Consider the following 20,155-nt stretch of genomic DNA (forward strand, 5'->3'; position numbering starts at 1 on the left):
CGAGGTATTAATTAATGACAAAAGAAGAACAAATGACACCAAAAGAAATTGTTTCCCAATTAGATAATTATATTGTTGGACAGGACGATGCTAAGAAGTCTGTAGCAATCGCGTTGCGTAATCGTTACCGTCGTCTTCAATTAAGCCCACAGATGCAAGAGGACATTACTCCTAAAAACTTATTGATGATCGGTCCCACTGGAGTTGGTAAGACAGAAATTGCACGTCGTTTGGCTAAGATTGTAGACGCTCCATTTGTCAAAGTAGAAGCAACCAAATTCACTGAAGTTGGATACGTTGGTGGAGATGTTAATTCAATGGTTCGTGATTTAGTTGAGAGCTCAGTTCAAATGGAAAAGAAAATTGAGTTTAAAAACGTTAGACGTGAAGCTGAAAAGAAAGCGAATAAGGACTTGGCTGAAATCATTTCACGCGAAGAAAACCACGTAGATGATCCAGAAGCAATCGCAAATAATGATAAAAAATTAGAAGATACGGTTAAAGAACTTAATAAAGCATTTAAGAAAGGGAAACCAATAGATCTATCTTGGTTAACTCAAAAAGATCCCTTCATGGATAATGACGAAAAGAATAAAATTAAAAATGATGCCGATCAAATTTTAAATCAAATTGAAAATGGCGAGTTAGAGGACCATGAAGTTAAAATCTCCATTGATGACCCAGCGACTTCACTAAACGCGGACAACAGCAAAATGGAACAAATGGGAATTAACTTGCAGGGATTAGAGAGTATGCTGCCAAAGAAGCAAGTTGAAAGAGTCCTTCCGTTAAAAGAAGCTCGTGAAGCATTAATCAATCAAGAATCAGAAACACTAATTGACGATGCCAAAGTGAATGGCTCAGCAATTAAACGTGCCGAAAATACCGGGATTATTTTTATAGATGAAATTGATAAATTGACTGGTGGAAACAAACAAACTCGTGGAGAAGTGTCAAGAGAAGGTGTTCAACGAGACATTTTACCAATCGTTGAAGGTGTAAATGTAAATACTAAGTATGGAGTCATAAATACCAATCACATCTTGTTTATCGGTTCCGGTGCTTTTGCTGATAGTAAGCCTTCAGATTTAATTCCTGAACTGCAAGGTCGATTCCCAATTCGAGTAGAATTAAATGATCTAAGTAAGAATGACTTTGTTAAAATTTTAACTGAACCGAGTGATGCATTAATTAAGCAATATGTAGCATTAATTGGGACGGATAATATTAAAGTAACTTTTACTAAGGAAGCAATTGAAAAAATTGCTGATATTGCATATTCTGTTAACCATGATACTGATAATATCGGGGCTAGACGGCTTCACACAATTCTAGAAAAATTACTTGAAGATATTTTGTATGAAGGACCAGATATGCATATGGGTGATATTACGATTAACCAACAATACGTTGAAGACAAAGTTGGTAATCTTGCGGCTGATGAAAATATAGCACGATATATTTTATAGTTTCTACATTTTGTGAAATAATATATAAAGAAAGGGAGGGATTAAATTGCCAGTTACACTAAAAAATGATTACTTAACGGTTCGAATTAATCAAAAAGGTGCTGAGATTGTTTCGGTTAAGGATCAAAGCGGTACTGAATATATTTGGGGTGCTAATAAAAAGTACTGGAAGCGTCATGCACCGATCTTGTTTCCAATCGTTGGTCGACTTCAAGATGATGATTATATTTACGATGGAAACAGTTATCATATGTATCAGCATGGTTTTGCTAGAGATAGTGAGTTTGAGATCGAATCTCACAACCAAACCGAAGTCAATTTTATGTTGCATTCGAGTGCGGCTACTAGAAAGATTTATCCCTTTAACTTTAATTTATCCATTCACTATGAGCTAGATGAACACACCATTGCGGTTGAAATGGTAGTAGAAAATATCAATCCAGATCCAATGTATTTCTCATTAGGAGCTCATCCAGGATTCAACGTCCCATTGTTTCCTAAGAAAGAAACATTTGATGATTATTCGGTCTCGATTGCTCCAAAGCATGACTATAAAACTGTTAGAATTGATCAGAATGGATACAGTAATATTAAACATCCAATTGAAAAAACGCTGAACAATCCACTACAGTTAAATCGTGACCTATTTATTCATGATGCAAAGGTGCTTGATGTATCTGATAATGAGCAAACTACCGTTATGCTCCAATCAGATGTCACCGAGCATGGAGTCGCTTTGACTGCTTACGACTGTAAGTACATTGGTATCTGGTCAACTTATCCTAAAAATGCTCCCTTTGTGTGTTTAGAACCATGGTGGGGAATTGCTGATGAGGAAGGCAGTACTGGATTTTTAAAAGATAAGGCCGATATAAGTAAACTTGATCCGAACGAAAGCTTAAATGCTAATTTTGATATTACTTTCTTCTAAATAAGATTAAATTAAATAAGGGACACTCAACGAGTGTCCCTTATTTATGCTGTTTTTTTGAAGGAATGGATTTCTTTACGTATTTTAAGTACCAGTAATAAAGACCAAACGGAACGAGATTTTCATCTCCATGAATAATCTTAATGATGTTGTTACGGTGGCGATAGAAAGTAAAGATTGTTAAACAAATTGCTAGAATTGTCAGTGCTGGATCGTTTTCAAATAATGATGCAATAACAATAATGGTAAAGCCTAGCATACTAGCAAGACTTACCATACTAGTAACAAAGATACAGATAATCCAAGTTCCAGCTGCAATGCAGAAAAAGACGAAGTTATATGCCCAAAGCATCCCAGCACTAGTTGCAACTGCCTTACCACCACGAAAATGATCAAAAATCGAATAAGTATGGCCTAAGATCGCTGCCAGTCCAAAAATGAGCGGGTACCATGAATGGATTCCAAACTGCATTGGTAACCAAGTAGCAATGGCGCCCTTAGCAATATCAAGAATCATCACAATGGTTCCTGCAAACCATCCTAGTACCCGATAAGTGTTGGTAGCGCCAATATTTTTGGAGCCATGTCGTCTAATGTCGATATGAAAAAATACTTTGCCAATCCAAATTCCGTTGGGAATTGATCCCAATAAATAAGCAAAGATTAGGAGAATAATAAATTTAACCATATCTTCCTCCGTATTATTAATGTAATATATAAGTCCCAAAAGTTTATTTTATCATTAAAAAGATGATTTTAAAATTTAGTTTGGGAAAATGAGCTAACTTTAAAACGTCTTTGCAATCAAGTTTAAATAGGTTATTATTAAAAACGATGACTAAAAGAAGGAGTCTTTCCTAATGACACAGGCAAAAAAGCAAGAGTATGATGACTCTTCAATTCAAGTTTTACATGGTTTAGAAGCAGTTCGAAAACGACCTGGTATGTACATAGGTTCTACTGATTCAAAGGGATTGCACCATTTAGTTTACGAAATTGTTGACAATGCAGTCGATGAAGCGTTAGCTGGCTATGGTGATGAAATCAACGTTACCATTCACGAAGATGATAGTATCACAGTGGTTGATCATGGGCGTGGTATGCCAACTGGAATGCATTCTTCTGGAAAACCAACTCCTGAAGTAATTTTAACGGTTCTTCATGCTGGTGGTAAATTTGGCCAAGGAGGATATAAAACTTCGGGGGGATTGCACGGAGTTGGGTCAAGTGTTGTTAATGCACTTTCAACTCATTTAACGGTTCAAATTGTCCGTAATGGTACTCTTTATCAAGAAGATTTTAAAAATGGTGGGCATCCTGTTGGAACCCTAAAAAAAATTGGAAAAACCAATAAACATACCGGAACGACTGTCACATTCAAACCTGATCCGGACATCTTTACTACTACAACTTATAATTATGATATCTTGGCAGAACGGCTTCGTGAGTCTGCCTTTTTGCTGAAGGGCGTTAAAATAACGCTTAAAGATGAAAGACCCGGAAAGATTCGTGAAGATGAATTTCAGTTCAAAGATGGGATTAAGGAATTTGTTGACTATCTGAACGAAGGCAAAAGTACACTTGGAAAAGTTATGTATTTCGATGGGAAAAAAGATGGCATTGAAGTTGAAGTTGCTGCTCAATACAATGACGGCTATACCGAAAATATGCTTTCATTTGTTAATAATGTTAGAACTAAAGATGGTGGAAGTCATGAAGCCGGCTTTAGAAGTGCATGGACAAAGTCTTTTAATGAGTATGCCCGTAAAGTCGATTTATTAAAGGACAAGGACAAAAATCTGGAGGGAAACGATGTTCGTGAGGGGTTAACTGCTGTCGTAGCGTTAAAAGTACCTGAAGAACTGCTCCAATTTGAGGGTCAAACTAAAGAAAAATTGGGAACCCCGATTGCAAGGTCAGTTGTTGATAGTGTTGTTTCAGAACAATTACTCTACTACCTCATGGAAAACAGTGATTTTGCTAAAACTTTAATTAAAAAGGCCACTAATGCGCGCACAGCGCGTGAGGCCGCTAAAAAGGCTCGGGAAGAGAGTCGACATGGTAAAAAGAAAAAGAAACGCGAACGACTCCTTTCTGGAAAACTGACTCCTGCTCAGTCAAAAGATACGAGTGAAAACGAATTATTTCTAGTTGAAGGAGATTCGGCCGGAGGCTCTGCTAAGCAAGGACGAGATCGAAAACATCAAGCAATTTTACCGTTACGTGGTAAGGTTCTAAACACTGAACGTGCTAAACTTCCCGATATTATGAAAAATGAGGAAATTAGTACGATTATCTACACAGTAGGAGCGGGTGTAGGAACTGATTTTAAGATCGAGGAATCAAATTATGACAAAATTATTATCATGACAGATGCGGACGATGATGGTGCCCACATTCAGATCCTCCTTTTAACTTTCTTCTATAAATATATGCGGCCAATGATTGAAGCAGGTAAGGTATATATTGCGTTACCGCCACTTTATAAATTGCAACATGGTAAAGGGAAGAGATCCAAAGTAGAATATGCTTGGACCAATGAAGAACGTGATCAAGACATTAAAGATTTTAAATCAGGATATTCGTTACAGCGTTTCAAAGGTTTGGGGGAGATGAACGCGGATCAATTATGGGAAACTACGATGGATCCTGCCAAAAGGACTTTAATTCGAGTTCGAATCGATGATGCAGCTGATGCAGAACGACAAGTATCAACTTTAATGGGTAATAAAGTAGAACCACGTCGAAAATGGATTGAAAATAACGTTCAATTTAATCTCGAAGAAGACGGAAGTATTTTAGATAATACTGAGAAAAATTAGCTTGGAGGTGATGAAATGGCACATAGATCTAAAATTAAAGATTTAACTCTTTCAGAAGTTATGGACGAACGGTTTAGTCGTTATTCTAAATCAATTATTCAAGAGCGAGCATTACCAGACGTCCGTGATGGGCTTAAACCCGTTCAAAGACGGATTTTGTATGCCATGAATAAGGATGGCAATACTTCTTCTAAGGGATTTAGAAAAGCAGCTAAATCAGTTGGTAACGTCATGGGTAATTTTCACCCTCATGGCGATAGTTCAATCTATGAAGCTATGGTTCGTATGAGTCAAGACTGGAAACTACGGGAACCGTTGATTGAGATGCACGGAAACAATGGTTCAATGGATGGTGACCCTCCAGCAGCCATGCGTTACACAGAAGCTCGCTTAAGTAAAATATCAGATGAAATGTTGCGGGATATCGATAAGGATACCGTTAATTGGGTTTTAAACTTTGATGATACGGAGTATGAACCTGTCGTTCTTCCTTCTAGATTTCCTAACTTACTAGTAAATGGTGCTACTGGAATTTCAGCGGGATATGCCACCGAAATTCCACCACACAATCTCGGTGAAGTGATTGATGCGTTAATTTATCTACAAAAGCATCCAAATGCCACACTTGATAGTCTAATGAAGTACGTTAAAGGACCAGATTTTCCAACTGGCGGAATCATTCAGGGACTTGACGGAATTAAACAGGCCTACGAAACTGGTAAGGGACGCATCATGATCCGTTCTAAAACTTCAATCGAAGCATTACGTGGAAATAAACAGATGATCAAGATAACCGAAATTCCTTATGAAGTTAATAAGGCTCAATTAGTCAAACAAATTGACGAAGTTAGGATCAACAAAAAAATCGATGGAATTGCCGAAGTAAGAGACGAATCAGATCGCGAAGGATTGACGATTGCAATTGAGTTAAAGCGGGACGTTGATAGTACTAGTATCTTAAATTACTTGTTCAAAAATACTGACCTGCAAATTTCGTATAATTTTAATGTGGTTGCTATTAGCAATATGGCACCAAAAAGGCTTTCTCTAAAAGAAATCTTAGTTGCTTACTTGGATTATCAACGCGATGTTATATCTAAAAGAACTAAATTTAATTTAGATAAAGCCAACGCACGACAACACATTGTCTTGGGTTTGATTAAGGCATTATCAATCCTAGACCAGGTGATTAAAACCATTCGTGCTAGTAAAGATAAACAAGATGCGCGAAATAATTTAATTTCTGAATACGACTTTTCCGAAAAACAAGCGGATGCGATTGTTGCCTTACAATTGTATCGTTTAACTAATACAGATGTTACTGAATTAAAAAAAGAAAACGCTGATTTGGCAGCTAAAATTGCTGAATATGAGACTATTTTAGCAAGTCCAGATGAACTTGACTCTGTTTTAAGAAGCGAACTTAGAGATATTGCAAAACGTTACCGTAATCCACGTCGTACTAAAATTGAAGACAAAATTCAAAATCTGGAAGTTAGTGAGGAAGTTACGCTTCCAGACGAAAATGTAATGGTACTGGTAAGTAATGATGGTTATCTAAAACGCAGTAGTCTTCGCTCATTTAATGCGTCTGAGATCACTGATAACGGCTTAAAAGACGATGACCATGCCGTTTACCTAAATGAATTAAACACTCGTGATTCGCTGTTTATGTTCACTGACAAGGGTAATATGATTTATCGCCGTGTTTATGAAGTCGAAGACGTTAAGTGGAAAGACACGGGAGAACATATCTCAAGAATGAATGGGCTTGATGCCAATGAAAAAATCATTGCTGTTTATGACTTTTCTGATCTAAGTAAACAAGATGGTGAATTTGTAATTACAACTAGTGCTGGCCATATTAAGCGCACTGAATTTAGTAAATTACTTCCCAGTCGTACCTATAAAAGTCGCGCTGCAATGTATGAAAAATTGAAGGGACCGCTATCAAAAGTAGTCAATGTCTCATACAATCGGGTTGAAGATCCTGGTAGTGTCTTATTGATGACAGAAAAAGGAATGGCACTTAGATATGACTTACAGGAAATTTCATTGAATGGTCCGAGGACTACAGGAGTGAAGGCAATTAGTTTGGCTGATGATGATCACGTCATTAACATGCAATTTGTAAATGATGAGTCTGAAATTGGAGTTGTTTTCCAAAATGGGAACTTTAAAAAGATGAGAGTAAGAGACATTCCAGTGACTAGCCGCGCACGAAAAGGAATTAAAGTCTTAAAGGAATTTAAAACCAAAAGTAATCTGTTAGCTGATTTTATCAAAATTGATTCTAGTGATGAAACGCTTAAAATTTATACTGATCACGCGACTTCACACGAAGTGGTCTTGGGTGACTACGGAACATCTGGTCGTTTGTCAAACGGATCGTCCGTAATGAATACGAAGATGATTGGAACTCCAATTTTGATTGCTCATGACACTTTAAAACAATCTCAAGTTGATAATTTGCTATAGTAAATATAGTGATTTCGTGATAATATACACAATATAATAATAAATGTTAGTGCGAGGTATTAGTTTTGAGAGAATCTAAGAGGGAATCATTATTTTCATCCAAGGCTTTGGTATATTTCTTACAATTATCTGAATCGCTGAACTATACAAAAGCTGCGGGTATTTTAGGAATTACACAGCCTGCACTATCCCAACAAATTAAAAAATTAGAAAATAAGCTCCATGCTAACTTATTTTATTCTGTTGGTAAACAAATTCATTTAACTGATGCGGGTTATACTTTAAAAAATGCTACCGAGGAAGTATATGGAATCCTTGATAATGCTACTGATGAAATTGAATCATATTCAAGCTCAATCCGTGGAACAATTAAGGTTGGAATTCTTTCTGCAATTGAAGATGAAATATTTGAAAATTTTGCCCTATATTTCTATGAAAAGAATCCAGATTTGCGAATTGAAATGTACATGTTGACTCAACAAACATTAATCTCTGATCTTGAAAGTGGAAGAATTGATTTAGCCATTATGTACCTACCAAACGAGAAATTGCATAATTGGAAGGGAATGGCCATTAAACCGATTACTCACGATACTTTGTGCTATGTTCATCATGATAAAAGTAAAATTGGAAGTAAAATCAATCTTAAAAAAGTTGTTGGACCAATGGTAGGTTTCCCCAATGGTTATTACTTTAATCAATTTTTAAAGAACATTTACAGCGCCAAGCGCTATGAAATGCCAAAAATGGAAGCATGTTTTACAAGACCAGTGCAAATCATAGAATTTGCTTTATCATCTGGGTTAAATACCATTCTGCCGAAGACCTTTATGATGACACGTGATCGAACTAAAATGGCTCAAAAGAATACTTATTATACTGATATTATTCCTGATTTTTCTCTTCAAGCCGTTGCCGTCTATCGTGATACTAAAGATGGTATTCCGCGGTTAAATAAATTATTTGACGAATTTAGTGGTTTTGTAGGAGAATATGAGCAGGCTAAAGATGTATACTTAAGTAGTATTAATATAGAAGTTAGAGATCGTCAGAGACTCTTGGAAATATGGAAAAAGAGGAGAGAGAATCATGAGTAAAGAACTAGTTTTTGGACATAAAGTACCGGATACGGATGCAATTGTGGCTGCAATGGCACTCGCATATTTGAAGAAACAAGACGGGTATGATGTAGAAGCAGTCGCTTTAGGCAATCCCAATGCTGAAACTAAGTATGTGCTTGATTACTTTGATACTAAGGCACCACGTGTGATTGAACGTGCAAAGCCTGAAGTTGATAAAGTAATGCTAGTCGACCACAACGAACCTCAACAAAGTGTAAGTGATATTGATCAATTAACCGTAACTGATGTTGTTGATCATCACCGAATTAATGGCTTTAACACTGCTGCACCTTTGTATTATCGTGCTGCACCTTATGGATGCTGCAGTACAATTATTACTAAGATGTTTTCAGAAGAGGGTATTAAAATTCCCAAGAAATTAGCCGGTTTAATGTTGTCAGCCATTATCTCTGACACTTTATTGTTAAAATCACCGACTACTACTGATTTTGATCGCGATGCACTCAAAGCTTTAGCTGACATTGCCGGAATCGATGATTACGAAGATTATGGTGTTAAAATGCTTAAGGCCGGGACTAACGTTGACGCAAAAACTGATCAACAACTTATTGACGGAGATGCTAAGTCATTTACGTTAGGTGGTAAGAATGTCAGGATCGACCAAATTAACGTTGTCGATTTAGACGATATTACCAAACGTGCTGATGATATTAAGAAAGCTATGAAGGCTGAATCTAAGGATAAGGGCTATGATTTATTCTTAGTGCTTGTAACCAATATTCTTGATAGTAATTCAGAACTAATTGTAGTTGGGAAACCAAAGAGAGTGGTCGAACAAGCTTTTGATAACAAATTCAATGATGATGACATTATGAATTTGCCTGGAGTCGTTTCTAGAAAAAAGCAAGTTGTCCCCCCATTAACTGATGCATTAGAAAAAGAATAGTTATAAAAAATCCACTTAATTGTGGATTTTTTGGTTTAAAACAAATTGTTTGCTATTTAATTGGATAAGATATAAATTAAATATAGAAACAAATAGGAGGTTTATATTATGGCTGAAAATAATAAAGATGATTTGAGAAACCGCTTAACACCTGAGCAATACAACGTAACTCAAAATGCTGGAACTGAACCTGCATTTACTGGCAAATATGATGATTTTTATAAAAAAGGAATCTATGTTGATGTTGTAAATGGTAAGCCATTATTTAGTTCTGCTGATAAGTATGACGCTGGTTGTGGCTGGCCATCATTTACTAAACCAATTAGTGAAGACGAATTAAAGAATGATACTGATACTTCTTTTGGTATGATTAGACAAGAAGTTCGTGGTGCAGACTCTAAGTCCCATCTAGGACACGTCTTTCCAGATGGACCGCAAGACAAGGGTGGTTTACGTTACTGTATTAACTCTGCCGCTCTTAAGTTCATCCCTTATGATAAGATGGACGAAGAAGGGTATGGCAAATACAAAAAGTTTGTTGAATAATACAAATAACTGAAATAGAGGTCTTTATTAATGAGTGATAAAAAAGAAACAGCAATTTTTGCCGGTGGTTGTTTCTGGTGCATGGTCCAACCATTTGATCAGATGCCAGGAATTATCTCCGTTGTATCTGGATACACAGGTGGTCATGTCCCAAATCCAACTTATGAGCAAGTTGCTTCAGGTACTACCGGTCACACAGAAGCAGTTAAAATTACTTTTGATCCGAGCATCATTTCATATAAAAAATTAGTTGAAATCTATTGGCATCAAACTGACCCAACCGACGCAATGGGGCAATTCCAAGATCGTGGTGATTCTTATCGTCCCGTAATTTACGTGAATAGTCCCGAACAACGTAAAATTGCTGAAGAATCTAAGAAAGAATTAGAAAATAGTGGCGAGTTTGATGAACCAATTGTAACGAAAATTGAAGACGCTCAACCGTTTTATCCAGCTGAGGATTACCATCAAGACTTCTACAAGAAGAATCCACTTCGATACGCCATCGAAGAAAGTGGCGGACGGAAAAAATTCATTGATGATCATTGGAAGAAGTAAATAAGTTAACAAAAAGAATGCCAATTTGACATTCTTTTTTAATGACTAGTTATATGTAGTAAAATAAAAGTGGTATGAGATTAGTAATAAAGTGATTCTAATCTCATATTAATACTGAGTATATTCTGGGAGGTATTATAATGACTGAAGAAAAGATAAGACCAAATAAATCGCAAGACGTTTGGAAAGATACTGGTGAAAACGTTGAATTTGCCACTTTAGAGCTAACTAGAAAAGATCAAAAGGCGGCTCAAGAAGGAATCCAAGATTTTGCTGATCGTTCACAATCCATTATTAGATCAATGAGAATTAGAGAACCTGAAGCAAACCTTCGAGTTTCCATTGGCTTTAGTAGCAAAGCTTGGGACTACTTGTTTCCGAAGGCTAATAAACCTAAAGAATTAGAAGATTTTACTGGTGTTAAGGGTCCAAACTATTCGATGCCATCGTCTGAAGGAGACATCTTTCTTCATATTCGTGCTAATACTGAAGCCGTTGTATACGAAGTTACTACTCAATTCATGCTCTTTTTAAGAGATTTTACTAAAGTAGTGAACGAAACTCATGGTTTTAGATATTTAGAGGGAAGAGCTATTATCGGTTTCATTGATGGGACTGAAGTTCCACAAGTTGAAGATGTTGCTCCATACGCGCTTATTGGTGATGAAGATCCTGAATTTATCAATGGTTCATATGCTTTTGCACAAAAATGGCACCATAACATGGACTATTGGAATCACCTAGATACTACTACTCAAGATAAAGCCATTGGGAGAGAAAAATTTTCTGACTTAGAATTACCAGATGAAGAAAAATTTAAAAATGCCCATAATGTAACTTCAAACACATCCGTTGACGGAGTTGAACAAAAAATTGTCAGAATGAATGTTCCTTATTCTGATCCTGCTAACAATGATACAGGAACTTACTTTATTGCGTATTCACGATACTGGCACGTTATTAAGGGCATGCTTCAACAGATGGTTGATGAAGATGATTTCTTGTTAACGTTCTCAACCTTATTAACTGGTCAAACTTTTTTCATCCCTTCAAGACCAATGCTTGAAAAAATTGCTGATGGGGATTTAAATTAGTCATCAGTAAATTTTTAAAAATTATTGATTAATTATCATTGACAAAAACGTTGGTTAAGCATAATGTACTGTCTAAAGAAAATGCTAAGAAAAGATGAGTACTGAACCAACCATGATACAGAAAGCAAGCGACGCTGAGATGCTTGCATATTGGCATTTAGGAAAATGGTCTTGGAGCATATATAGACAAGTTATTTACAAGTCATATTTGGATGGCGTCCATTAGAGCGCTATACACTGCTTAATTTATTCTAGATATAATTAGCAATGTTACTGAGGATTGGCAGAAAACTGACAATCAAGGCTCGGTGGTACCGCGTTTATTCGTCCAAGCTCTTGAAACTTTTGTTTCAAGAGCTTTTTTGTATTTTCTTTTAATATAATAAAACAACGGAGGCATAATATGTCTGATAATATTTTTGATTTAGCAATCATTGGAACAGGATCAGTTGGTTCGGCGGCAGGATATTACGCCAGTCAAAATAATAGCAATATTTTAGAGCTGGATATTGCTAAACCCCCACATACACTAGGATCACATCACGGGCAGACTAGAATTATCCGGCATGCCTATGGTGAGGGAGAGAAGTATATCCCGCTACTACTAGAAGCTCAAAGATTATGGGATAAACTCCAGAAACAGACGGGCAAACGTCTTTTCCATAAAACTGGCGTTCTGACCGTTGGGCCAAAAGATTCAGCATTTTTAAATAATATCAAAGCGTCTGCCAATGACTACGATATTGATATTGTTCCTTATACTTCAACTGAAATTCACGATCAATGGCATAACTGGAATTTTAACGATCAATACGAAGGGATTTTAGAGCCAGGTGCAGGGTATTTAGAATCAGAGGAAATTATTAAAACATATATCGAAGGTGCTAAAAATAATGGCGTTACCCAAAGCTTTGATAGTTTTGTTAGAAAGATTGATCAGCAAGACAATGGAATTGTTGAGATTAAAACACAAGATCATACTTTTTATGCCAAAAATGTCATTTTATCAGCAGGAACCTGGGTCAAACAACTATTGCCAAATTTACCAATCACGCCAACAAGAAAGGTATTTGCATGGTTTAACGTCGCCGATAACGGTTTAAATGAAAATGAAGGGTTCCCAGCTTTTACGGTAGAATTTGCAAATGCTATTCAGTATTACGGTTTCCCAGGAAGTAATGGCACCATTAAAATTGGACGTCACCAGGGTGGTCAAAAGATTAAAAATAGAAAAGAAAGGGGCAATTTTGGCGATTATTCTGAAGATTTAGATGAAATCGATCCATTACTAAAGCATCATTTGACAGGGACTGATGGTATTGACCATGGTGGTACATGTTCGTATGATCTTTCTCCTGACGGTGATTTTATTATTGACCGGATTCCATCCATGAATAAGATTCAAATTGTAACTGGATTAAGTGGACACGGATTCAAATTTTCCAGTGTACTTGGTAAACTATTAAGTGATCAAGCTCTTGGAAAATCAAATCCTTATAACTTAGAACCATTTAGATTAGACCGTTTTAACCACTGAAAATAATCAAAAATTTAATCGATGAAATAACAACAAATGCTGTTGTTATTTTTTTGAAAGCAAGCCAATAATGAAGGTTATTTAAAAGCACTCATTATTAGCGTATCATTGAGTATAGAAACTATTTAAATAAGACTTTGATGTTGACCGAACGTTGAGCTTTAATGGTGTTGAAATAAATTCAGAAATTGTAAATGCAATTAAACAACTAGCAAAACGTAATGAAATTATCTTTGATTAAACCAGGCCAATCAGATATCTAATTTCAAGCGTACCAACATTTAAAAATAAGACATTAGTAGGTGCAAACGGGGCGCTTGTATCAAGAAATGGTCATACTTATTCAATAAAACCCATTAGTAATTGTGATATACAATTGACTAAAAATATCATTAAAAAATACGATTTAAATTACATAATTGATGATAATTGGAATTACAGTGATAAAGTAAGCGCTTTAAATCCAATATTTAAGCAACTAGACTCAAATCAATTAGCTGAAAATGTAGCTATCTCATCAATCAAAAAAGCCGTTAAAATCATTTTATTGGACATAAATAGTGACTTAATTGATAAAATACAGTATTCATTAAACAAAATACGTCATTTTGGCGAAAAGAATATTGATCTGACAGCTCAAAATATTAACAAATTCAGTACGTTAAGAATTATAACCGATAGCAACTATTAGAAACTAGATTGCGTTTGGAAACGATAGTAACGATCAAGAATTACTCGCGAAAACTTTTAAAAGTAGATGAATCTACAGTCAGATCAAATTATTTTGAATCCAAATGATGAAGTTGCAAAATCAATTTAAAGTTATACAAATGATGATAATCTAAAATAAGTATGAATTGCTCTTTTATTAATATTAAGTCTACTTCGTATAATATATATTATGTAAACTAGAAAAAGAATAAATAATTAAGTGTTTCCCTCTATAAATATATATTAAAAAGAACACCATTTTTGGTGTTCTTTAATTTCCAACTTATTTTATCTATTAATATCTTTGATCCATCCTAATGCAAGAGCTCCGCTACCTAAATGGGTTCCAATTGCTGGTCCGAATGATCCGCGGGTAACTTTCATATTTGGATATTTTTCTTGAATGGATTTCTGCCAAACATCAGCTTCTTTGGGGTTATTGGCATCAATTACAGCAACTTCAATTGGATAATTGGCTTTTGATACTGCTTGAGAAAATAAATCTTCAACACGTTTAAGTGCCTTTTTCTTAGAACGAACCTTATCAAATGCTACGATCTCATCAGTTTGGTTATCAAAAGTTAAAATGGGCTTTATGTTTAATAGTCCACCTACAAACGCTGTTGCATTTGATAAACGCCCGCCCTTCACTAGGTTATCTAAATCATCGACAACAATTAACTCATCAATGGTTGACCGAAGAAGTTTAAGTTTTTGAATAATTTCTTCTGGAGGAACATTATTTTGTGCTAAATTAGCTGCATATTTCACTAAAGCAGCCATTGGATCAACAGTAATTCCAGAATTAAAAGGATAAATTTTGATGTTATCCATCATTTTGGCTACATTACAAACTGCTTGATACATGCCAGAAATGGTTGAAGCTAAATGAATACTAATCACTGCATCATAACCATCGTCAGCTAATTTATTATATTCTTCAATTAGTGCTCCAATTGGCGGCTGTGAAGTCGTCGGTAATTTGGGTGACTCTTTAAGCTTTTGGTAGAATTCCTTATTTGTAATGTCAATTCCTTCGCGGTAACTTTTACCGTTGAAGATTACGGAGATTGGAATAATATGAACATTATATTTTTTGATATCTTCCTTAGATAAATACGATGTACTATCAGTAACAATCGCTGTCTTCATTTCTTTCACCTAACCTATTTACGGATTTTCTTCATACTTGTTTCTAATCGATTGAGGAGAATCTTTAAAAGATTCTTTTCTTCATCAGTCCACTGATTAAAAATTTGTGTGGAAAGATCTTCGTAGTCATTACTAATTTGATGACATGCCTTCTTACCCTTATTAGTAATACTGTATATTAACTGGCGTTTATCCTGCCCAATGGCTTTCTTTTGAATCATTTCTTTTACAACTAATCGTTTCAATTGTCGCGATAAAGTTGATGTATCTAATTTCATTGACTTAGAAAGCGATTCTTGGGTCGTATAGCCATCATCAATGGCAATTAACAATTGCCATTCTGAAATAGTAAGATTTGATTTTTTGGTAAGAGCTTGGAGCTGTTGTTGATGCATTTTTCCAACAACTCTAAGAGCAGTTAAACTATTTTTCATTGATATTCCTCCGTAAAATATTATACCATTAATTGCCTAATACAAGATTATGGATTTAATATTTATGTGCTACCACTCAACAATATAAGTTATACTGGACAATGAAGCCAAAAGGAGTGTTATATATGTCATTTGACGGATCATTTACACATGCAATGAGTCATGAATTAAATAACAAATTACTAAACGGACGTGTTTCAAAAATAAACGAGCCCTACCCTAATGAAATTATTTTAACTATTCGTTCTAATCATAATAATTATCAGTTATTATTATCAGCGAATCCCTCATACGCTCGAGTACAAATTACAAACGTCCCTTTTACAAATCCGAAAGTTCCAACTAACTTTGCAATGACGTTAAGAAAACATTTAAGTGGAAGTTTTATTAGCAAAATTCATCAAGTAAACAATGATCGGATTATTCACATTCATTTTAATACAAGGAATGAATTAGGTGATATTGAGGAATTAGTCCTTGTCATTGAAGTAATGGCACGTCATAGTAACATCATTTTAGTTCAAGCTAAAGATTCATCAATAATTGATTCAGTTAGAAGAATTTCATCTGCTCAAAATCGATACCGAACCATTCTTCCAGGATCTAAATATATTCAACCCCCAAAACAAGATCTGATTGATCCATTTCAAGTTAACGAAAAAGAATTTACACAAATTGAAAAAATCAATCGTGAGTTTCCAAATGTAGATGTATTTGCTACTCAATTACGTAAATATCTTCAAGGACTTGGGACTGATACGTCCTATGCGCTCGCAAGTGCCCTTCATGTATCTGGATCAACTTTAAAACAAAAATATTGGAAATTTTTTAATCATTTCGAAAATCCAGAACCTATTATTGGAGATGATATGAAGGGAAAATTACAATTTTCAGCATTTCAGTATAACGGCATTCAGCCGGATAAAAGATTTAAAACTTTAAGCGAAATGTTAGATGAATATTACCAAACTAAGGTTCAACGTGAGCGAGTTCGAGAACAAGGGTCACAATTAATTCGAATTACCAAAAATGAATTAAAAAAGAATCGGAAAAAGCTTAAAAAATTACAAAATACCTTAGAAGAATCTGAGCATGCAAATGACCTACGGGTTAAAGGTGAGATTTTAACGACTTATTTAAATCAAGTTAAAGTTGGAGCCAAAGAGATTAAACTACCCAATTTTTACAATAATAATGAAGAGATCATCATCTCACTAGATCCTTCCCTCTCAGCTTCTGAAAATGCTCAAAAATACTTTAAAAAATACGATAAAAAGCGAAATGCAAAGGAATATGTAGTTAAGCAAATCAAGGAATGTCAGGATGAAATTGATTATTTTGAGAGTATTGAATCCCAAATTGAAATTGCGGATCCACGTGATTTAGATGACATTAAGACAGAATTAAAAAATGGTGGATACATTAGGAAGCCAAAAAAAGGTAACAGTAAACATCATAAAACTAAAGTTAGCAAACCTGAAAAGTTTGTCTCAGATGATGGTGAGATAATTTTGGTTGGTAAAAATAATTTACAAAATGATCAACTTACCCTTCGGACAGCAGATAAACGTGATACTTGGCTTCATGTCCAAAATATCCACGGATCTCATGTAATAATTAGATCTTTCAATCCAACTGAACAGACAATTCTTCAAGCTGCTGAACTGGCTGCTTATTTTTCCAAAGCACGAGCATCTGCCAACGTGCCAGTTGATTACGTTAAAGTAAAAGCTGTAAAAAAGCCCAATGGAGGGAAACCCGGTTTTGTTACCTATCGGGGGCAAAATACGATTTACGTAACGCCAACGGAAGCAATTGTTAAACATTTAAGAGAGAATAGTAAAAAACAAGATACTAATTAGTATCTTGTTTTTTTACTTCAATAACTTGTTGGTTGCTTCGTTAATAGTATGACCTATTGATAATTTAGCCCCTGACTCGAGTGATCGGTCTTTTTGATAATCGTACACTCCAAGTTGCTTAAATGGGAAAGAAGCCTGCATCACCGTAAAGTGTGTTGAAGAATCAATTTTGGGAACGGTATTTACAATTTTATCAATATTTAAATGTCCGGTTGCCATCCTGACCAGCACCCCAATCCAGTTAATTCCAGTGGACATATTTAAAAGAACGGTCTCGGTAATTCGAAGTGGTCTCACACCAGTAATTTTAATCTTGTCTTGATCCCTGTAAAAAAGAACCTGAACTAGTCCATGAAGACTTTGATTTTTCACCGCTACCTTAGCTCGTTCAACTAGCCCTTCCACATTCAAAACATCTTTACCATAAGGAACATAATAATCTGTTTGAAGACTGATATCGTCATCGTTTCCATCACCGGATTTAAAACCCACGGTTGAAATTGGAACTATTTTGTTCTCCGTTACTAATAAATCAAACGCAAAATCAACATGAGATCCATACCAAACTGCATCTTTTTGATTTGGTGGTAAAACCACCAACTTGAAATCATGATACTTGCTAAGTTCACGAATTAGGAAGTGACGATTACCCGGCAGAAAGACGTATTGGGGTTTCTCAGTTTGAATGACGTCTAAAATTTCTCCCAGTTGAATTGGTTCAATGTACTGCTTGTCACTCATCATTGGCGCTAAGGAGGCAGAATTAGGATTATTATTTAAAATTACAGTGTCAAATCCAATCTTTTTAAGTTGAATTAATATTTCACTAGTATAGAAATCAGAAGCAATATTGGGGCCAATTTTATTTCTACCCTTTCCAATTATTAGTGCGGTGTTATTCCCGATTTGATTAGATTCGTTGTCAATTTCATAACTAGCATAAAAGGAATTAATTTTTTCGGGAAATTCTCCAGCCGTTGGTTCGATCATTTTATAGGTTTTATAAGAATCCTTTTGACGAAGTTGATTGATATCTGTATGCCAAATGGACGACAACATTCCATCACCAAATCCCATTTCATGAGCTAACCTGAAAGCTTTAGCGTCATTTTGGTGTTTAAAAATATACGATCGACTCTTATCAATATTTGCCATGATCACAAAGAAAAATTGATCAATTTTGGTCAATTCTTGTAAATCTTCAATACTATAATGACGTGAGAGGGCTTCAAATAGAATTGGGAGTTGGATATCGGTTGGATGAATTAACTGTGAAATTAGTTCATCTTCGGAAAGTTCTGAATAACTTGGCAAAACATCTTTTGGACTTGATTGCGAACTTCTAATGGCCTTTAACAAAGCGGCTTCGCAACTACGACCTACCCCAATTACTGATCCAATGGATTTGGTTTTAGTTCCAAGCCGTGAATCAGCATCAGGTAATTGCTCAAACGGCCAGATGGGGATTTTTACCGTGATATGATCACTGATTGGTTGAAGCACCGTCGTAAATTTATGAAAACGTGCTGGTAACTTAATTTTAGTAATTGGATGATTTAATAATAATTGTGAGGTAACTAAGGCAATCGGATATCCCGTTGATCTTGCTGCTAAGGTAGTACTCATGTTAAAACTAGGATTTACCTTTAGAACAAAACAATCATTTGTTTCAGTATTCAGAGCAAATTGTACATGACAAACGCCCTTGATTCCCAAAACGTCCATGACCTGAAATGAAATTGATCGCATCATTTGAATCTGGGTATCACTTAAAGTTTGTGCCGGGGTATAAACGACCGAATCATTTGAGTTCACTCCGACTGGATTCATATCTTCTAAAGAAGATACCATCAATTTTGTCCCCATTGTATCACGCAGTGAAACCGTTCCAACTTCTTTGTAGCCGACAATTTCCCGTTCAATTAGGCATTTACTAGACTTTGACTCCTCAAAGATGGTATCAGCATCGTTAGTTATTTGTTCCATGTTTTGAAAAATCAACCGTTGTTGTCGAACTTTAGGATCTAACGGTCTAACAGAAATTGGAAATGAAATTTTATCAATTACATTCCTTAAATCATCAAAATTATCAACAATATAATAATCAGGGGTGGGAATCCCATATTCTTTTAATCTTTGATTCAATCGATTTTCATTGTTAAACAGATCAATGTTATCATCATTTAAACCAATAATTTTTACATTATTTTCTTTTAATATTCCATTTTTATTTAAGCGTTGAATAACCTTTAGTGCATTAACTCCGCCGAAAACTGAGGTAACTGCATCAATGTTCTCTGTTTCAATAACATGTTTAGCATTTTCAGTATTAACAGGTTTAATGGAAATATTATCAGGATTCATTTCCTGTAATATTACTGAGTATGGATTATTATCCAAAAGAAAAGTAGTGATCCCAATTTTCTTCCAAACCTTTAGTGCTTGAAATGCAGCGGAATCAAGCTCACATTCTTGACCAATTCCAGACGGTCCTGCTCCGATTATTAAGATTTTTTTGATATCGTCTTTCATT

At 35.3% G+C, this 20,155-nt stretch carries 16 protein-coding genes; 12 read left to right on the forward strand and 4 right to left on the reverse strand.

Annotation, left to right across the window (positions count from 1 at the left end; translation table 11 throughout):
* Positions 1–14: 14 nt before the first annotated feature.
* The gene (hslU, locus tag AC6UDE_RS03955; RefSeq protein WP_500696680.1) at positions 15–1,469 is read left to right on the forward strand and encodes an ATP-dependent protease ATPase subunit HslU; all 1,455 of its coding nucleotides are present in this window, start codon (positions 15–17) and stop codon (positions 1,467–1,469) included.
* A gap of 46 nt (positions 1,470–1,515) precedes the next feature.
* A complete protein-coding gene (locus AC6UDE_RS03960) occupies positions 1,516–2,400 on the forward strand; it encodes an aldose 1-epimerase family protein (protein ID WP_500696681.1) in 885 nt (294 codons plus the stop codon).
* 40 nt (positions 2,401–2,440) lie between these two features.
* Here AC6UDE_RS03960 and plsY read toward each other — a convergent pair whose 3' ends face one another.
* Positions 2,441–3,088: a glycerol-3-phosphate 1-O-acyltransferase PlsY gene (gene plsY, locus AC6UDE_RS03965; RefSeq protein WP_500693763.1), complete on the reverse strand. Its 648-nt coding sequence runs from the start codon at positions 3,086–3,088 to the stop codon at positions 2,441–2,443.
* Positions 3,089–3,260: 172 nt separating this feature from the next.
* Here plsY and parE point away from each other — a divergent pair, with 172 nt between their 5' ends.
* The 9 genes from parE (at position 3,261) to AC6UDE_RS04010 (ending at position 14,154) form a co-directional block, all read left to right on the forward strand.
* Positions 3,261–5,222, forward strand: coding sequence for a DNA topoisomerase IV subunit B (gene parE, locus AC6UDE_RS03970; RefSeq protein WP_500693762.1), 1,962 nt, complete (start codon positions 3,261–3,263; stop codon positions 5,220–5,222).
* A 15-nt stretch (positions 5,223–5,237) separates the two neighbouring features.
* Entirely contained in the window at positions 5,238–7,700 is a 2,463-nt protein-coding gene (gene parC, locus AC6UDE_RS03975) for a DNA topoisomerase IV subunit A (protein WP_500696682.1), read from the forward strand.
* A gap of 65 nt (positions 7,701–7,765) precedes the next feature.
* Positions 7,766–8,797: a LysR family transcriptional regulator gene (locus AC6UDE_RS03980; RefSeq protein ID WP_500695642.1), complete on the forward strand. Its 1,032-nt coding sequence runs from the start codon at positions 7,766–7,768 to the stop codon at positions 8,795–8,797.
* Positions 8,790–9,728 (forward strand): manganese-dependent inorganic pyrophosphatase, encoded by a 939-nt coding sequence (locus tag AC6UDE_RS03985; RefSeq protein WP_500696683.1) that lies wholly within the window; start codon positions 8,790–8,792, stop codon positions 9,726–9,728. Before AC6UDE_RS03980 ends, AC6UDE_RS03985 begins: the two co-directional genes overlap by 8 nt.
* 108 nt (positions 9,729–9,836) lie before the next feature.
* Positions 9,837–10,274: a peptide-methionine (R)-S-oxide reductase MsrB gene (gene msrB, locus AC6UDE_RS03990; protein WP_500693758.1), complete on the forward strand. Its 438-nt coding sequence runs from the start codon at positions 9,837–9,839 to the stop codon at positions 10,272–10,274.
* 30 nt (positions 10,275–10,304) lie between these two features.
* A complete protein-coding gene (gene msrA / locus AC6UDE_RS03995; RefSeq protein WP_500696684.1) occupies positions 10,305–10,832 on the forward strand; it encodes a peptide-methionine (S)-S-oxide reductase MsrA in 528 nt (175 codons plus the stop codon).
* Positions 10,833–10,972: 140 nt separating this feature from the next.
* Positions 10,973–11,926 (forward strand): Dyp-type peroxidase, encoded by a 954-nt coding sequence (locus AC6UDE_RS04000; RefSeq protein WP_500696685.1) that lies wholly within the window; start codon positions 10,973–10,975, stop codon positions 11,924–11,926.
* A gap of 403 nt (positions 11,927–12,329) precedes the next feature.
* Positions 12,330–13,463, forward strand: coding sequence for an N-methyl-L-tryptophan oxidase (solA, locus tag AC6UDE_RS04005; RefSeq protein ID WP_500696686.1), 1,134 nt, complete (start codon positions 12,330–12,332; stop codon positions 13,461–13,463).
* A gap of 376 nt (positions 13,464–13,839) precedes the next feature.
* Positions 13,840–14,154 carry a hypothetical protein gene (locus AC6UDE_RS04010; protein ID WP_500696687.1) on the forward strand — a complete coding sequence of 105 codons (315 nt, stop codon included), beginning with the start codon at positions 13,840–13,842 and terminating at the stop codon, positions 14,152–14,154.
* 308 nt (positions 14,155–14,462) lie between these two features.
* Here the strand turns inward: AC6UDE_RS04010 and AC6UDE_RS04015 are convergent, their stop codons facing one another.
* Together AC6UDE_RS04015 and AC6UDE_RS04020 are read right to left on the reverse strand one after the other, a co-directional pair.
* The gene (locus AC6UDE_RS04015; protein ID WP_500695648.1) at positions 14,463–15,326 is read right to left on the reverse strand and encodes a DegV family protein; all 864 of its coding nucleotides are present in this window, start codon (positions 15,324–15,326) and stop codon (positions 14,463–14,465) included.
* Positions 15,327–15,340: 14 nt separating this feature from the next.
* A complete protein-coding gene (locus AC6UDE_RS04020; protein WP_500696688.1) occupies positions 15,341–15,760 on the reverse strand; it encodes a MarR family winged helix-turn-helix transcriptional regulator in 420 nt (139 codons plus the stop codon).
* Between the two features lie 125 nt (positions 15,761–15,885).
* Here AC6UDE_RS04020 and AC6UDE_RS04025 point away from each other — a divergent pair, with 125 nt between their 5' ends.
* A complete protein-coding gene (locus AC6UDE_RS04025; protein WP_500696689.1) occupies positions 15,886–17,622 on the forward strand; it encodes an Rqc2 family fibronectin-binding protein in 1,737 nt (578 codons plus the stop codon).
* Positions 17,623–17,634: 12 nt separating this feature from the next.
* Here AC6UDE_RS04025 and AC6UDE_RS04030 read toward each other — a convergent pair whose 3' ends face one another.
* The gene (locus AC6UDE_RS04030; protein WP_500696690.1) at positions 17,635–20,154 is read right to left on the reverse strand and encodes a carbamoyl phosphate synthase preATP-grasp domain-containing protein; all 2,520 of its coding nucleotides are present in this window, start codon (positions 20,152–20,154) and stop codon (positions 17,635–17,637) included.
* Position 20,155: the final 1 nt, after the last annotated feature.

It is taken from the genome of Fructilactobacillus sp. X2R5C3 (assembly GCF_059901325.1).

Excerpts from the sequence above, each read along its gene's own strand:
- hslU (WP_500696680.1), top strand. The coding sequence starts at position 15 with ATGACAAAAGAAGAACAAATGACACCAAAAGAAATTGTTTCCCAATTA.
- plsY (WP_500693763.1), bottom strand. The coding sequence starts at position 3,088 with ATGGTTAAATTTATTATTCTCCTAATCTTTGCTTATTTATTGGGATCA.
- parE (WP_500693762.1), top strand. The coding sequence starts at position 3,261 with ATGACACAGGCAAAAAAGCAAGAGTATGATGACTCTTCAATTCAAGTT.
- parC (WP_500696682.1), top strand. The coding sequence starts at position 5,238 with ATGGCACATAGATCTAAAATTAAAGATTTAACTCTTTCAGAAGTTATG.
- AC6UDE_RS03985 (WP_500696683.1), top strand. The coding sequence starts at position 8,790 with ATGAGTAAAGAACTAGTTTTTGGACATAAAGTACCGGATACGGATGCA.
- msrB (WP_500693758.1), top strand. The coding sequence starts at position 9,837 with ATGGCTGAAAATAATAAAGATGATTTGAGAAACCGCTTAACACCTGAG.
- msrA (WP_500696684.1), top strand. The coding sequence starts at position 10,305 with ATGAGTGATAAAAAAGAAACAGCAATTTTTGCCGGTGGTTGTTTCTGG.
- AC6UDE_RS04000 (WP_500696685.1), top strand. The coding sequence starts at position 10,973 with ATGACTGAAGAAAAGATAAGACCAAATAAATCGCAAGACGTTTGGAAA.
- solA (WP_500696686.1), top strand. The coding sequence starts at position 12,330 with ATGTCTGATAATATTTTTGATTTAGCAATCATTGGAACAGGATCAGTT.
- AC6UDE_RS04015 (WP_500695648.1), bottom strand. The coding sequence starts at position 15,326 with ATGAAGACAGCGATTGTTACTGATAGTACATCGTATTTATCTAAGGAA.
- AC6UDE_RS04020 (WP_500696688.1), bottom strand. The coding sequence starts at position 15,760 with ATGAAAAATAGTTTAACTGCTCTTAGAGTTGTTGGAAAAATGCATCAA.
- AC6UDE_RS04025 (WP_500696689.1), top strand. The coding sequence starts at position 15,886 with ATGTCATTTGACGGATCATTTACACATGCAATGAGTCATGAATTAAAT.
- AC6UDE_RS04030 (WP_500696690.1), bottom strand. The coding sequence starts at position 20,154 with ATGAAAGACGATATCAAAAAAATCTTAATAATCGGAGCAGGACCGTCT.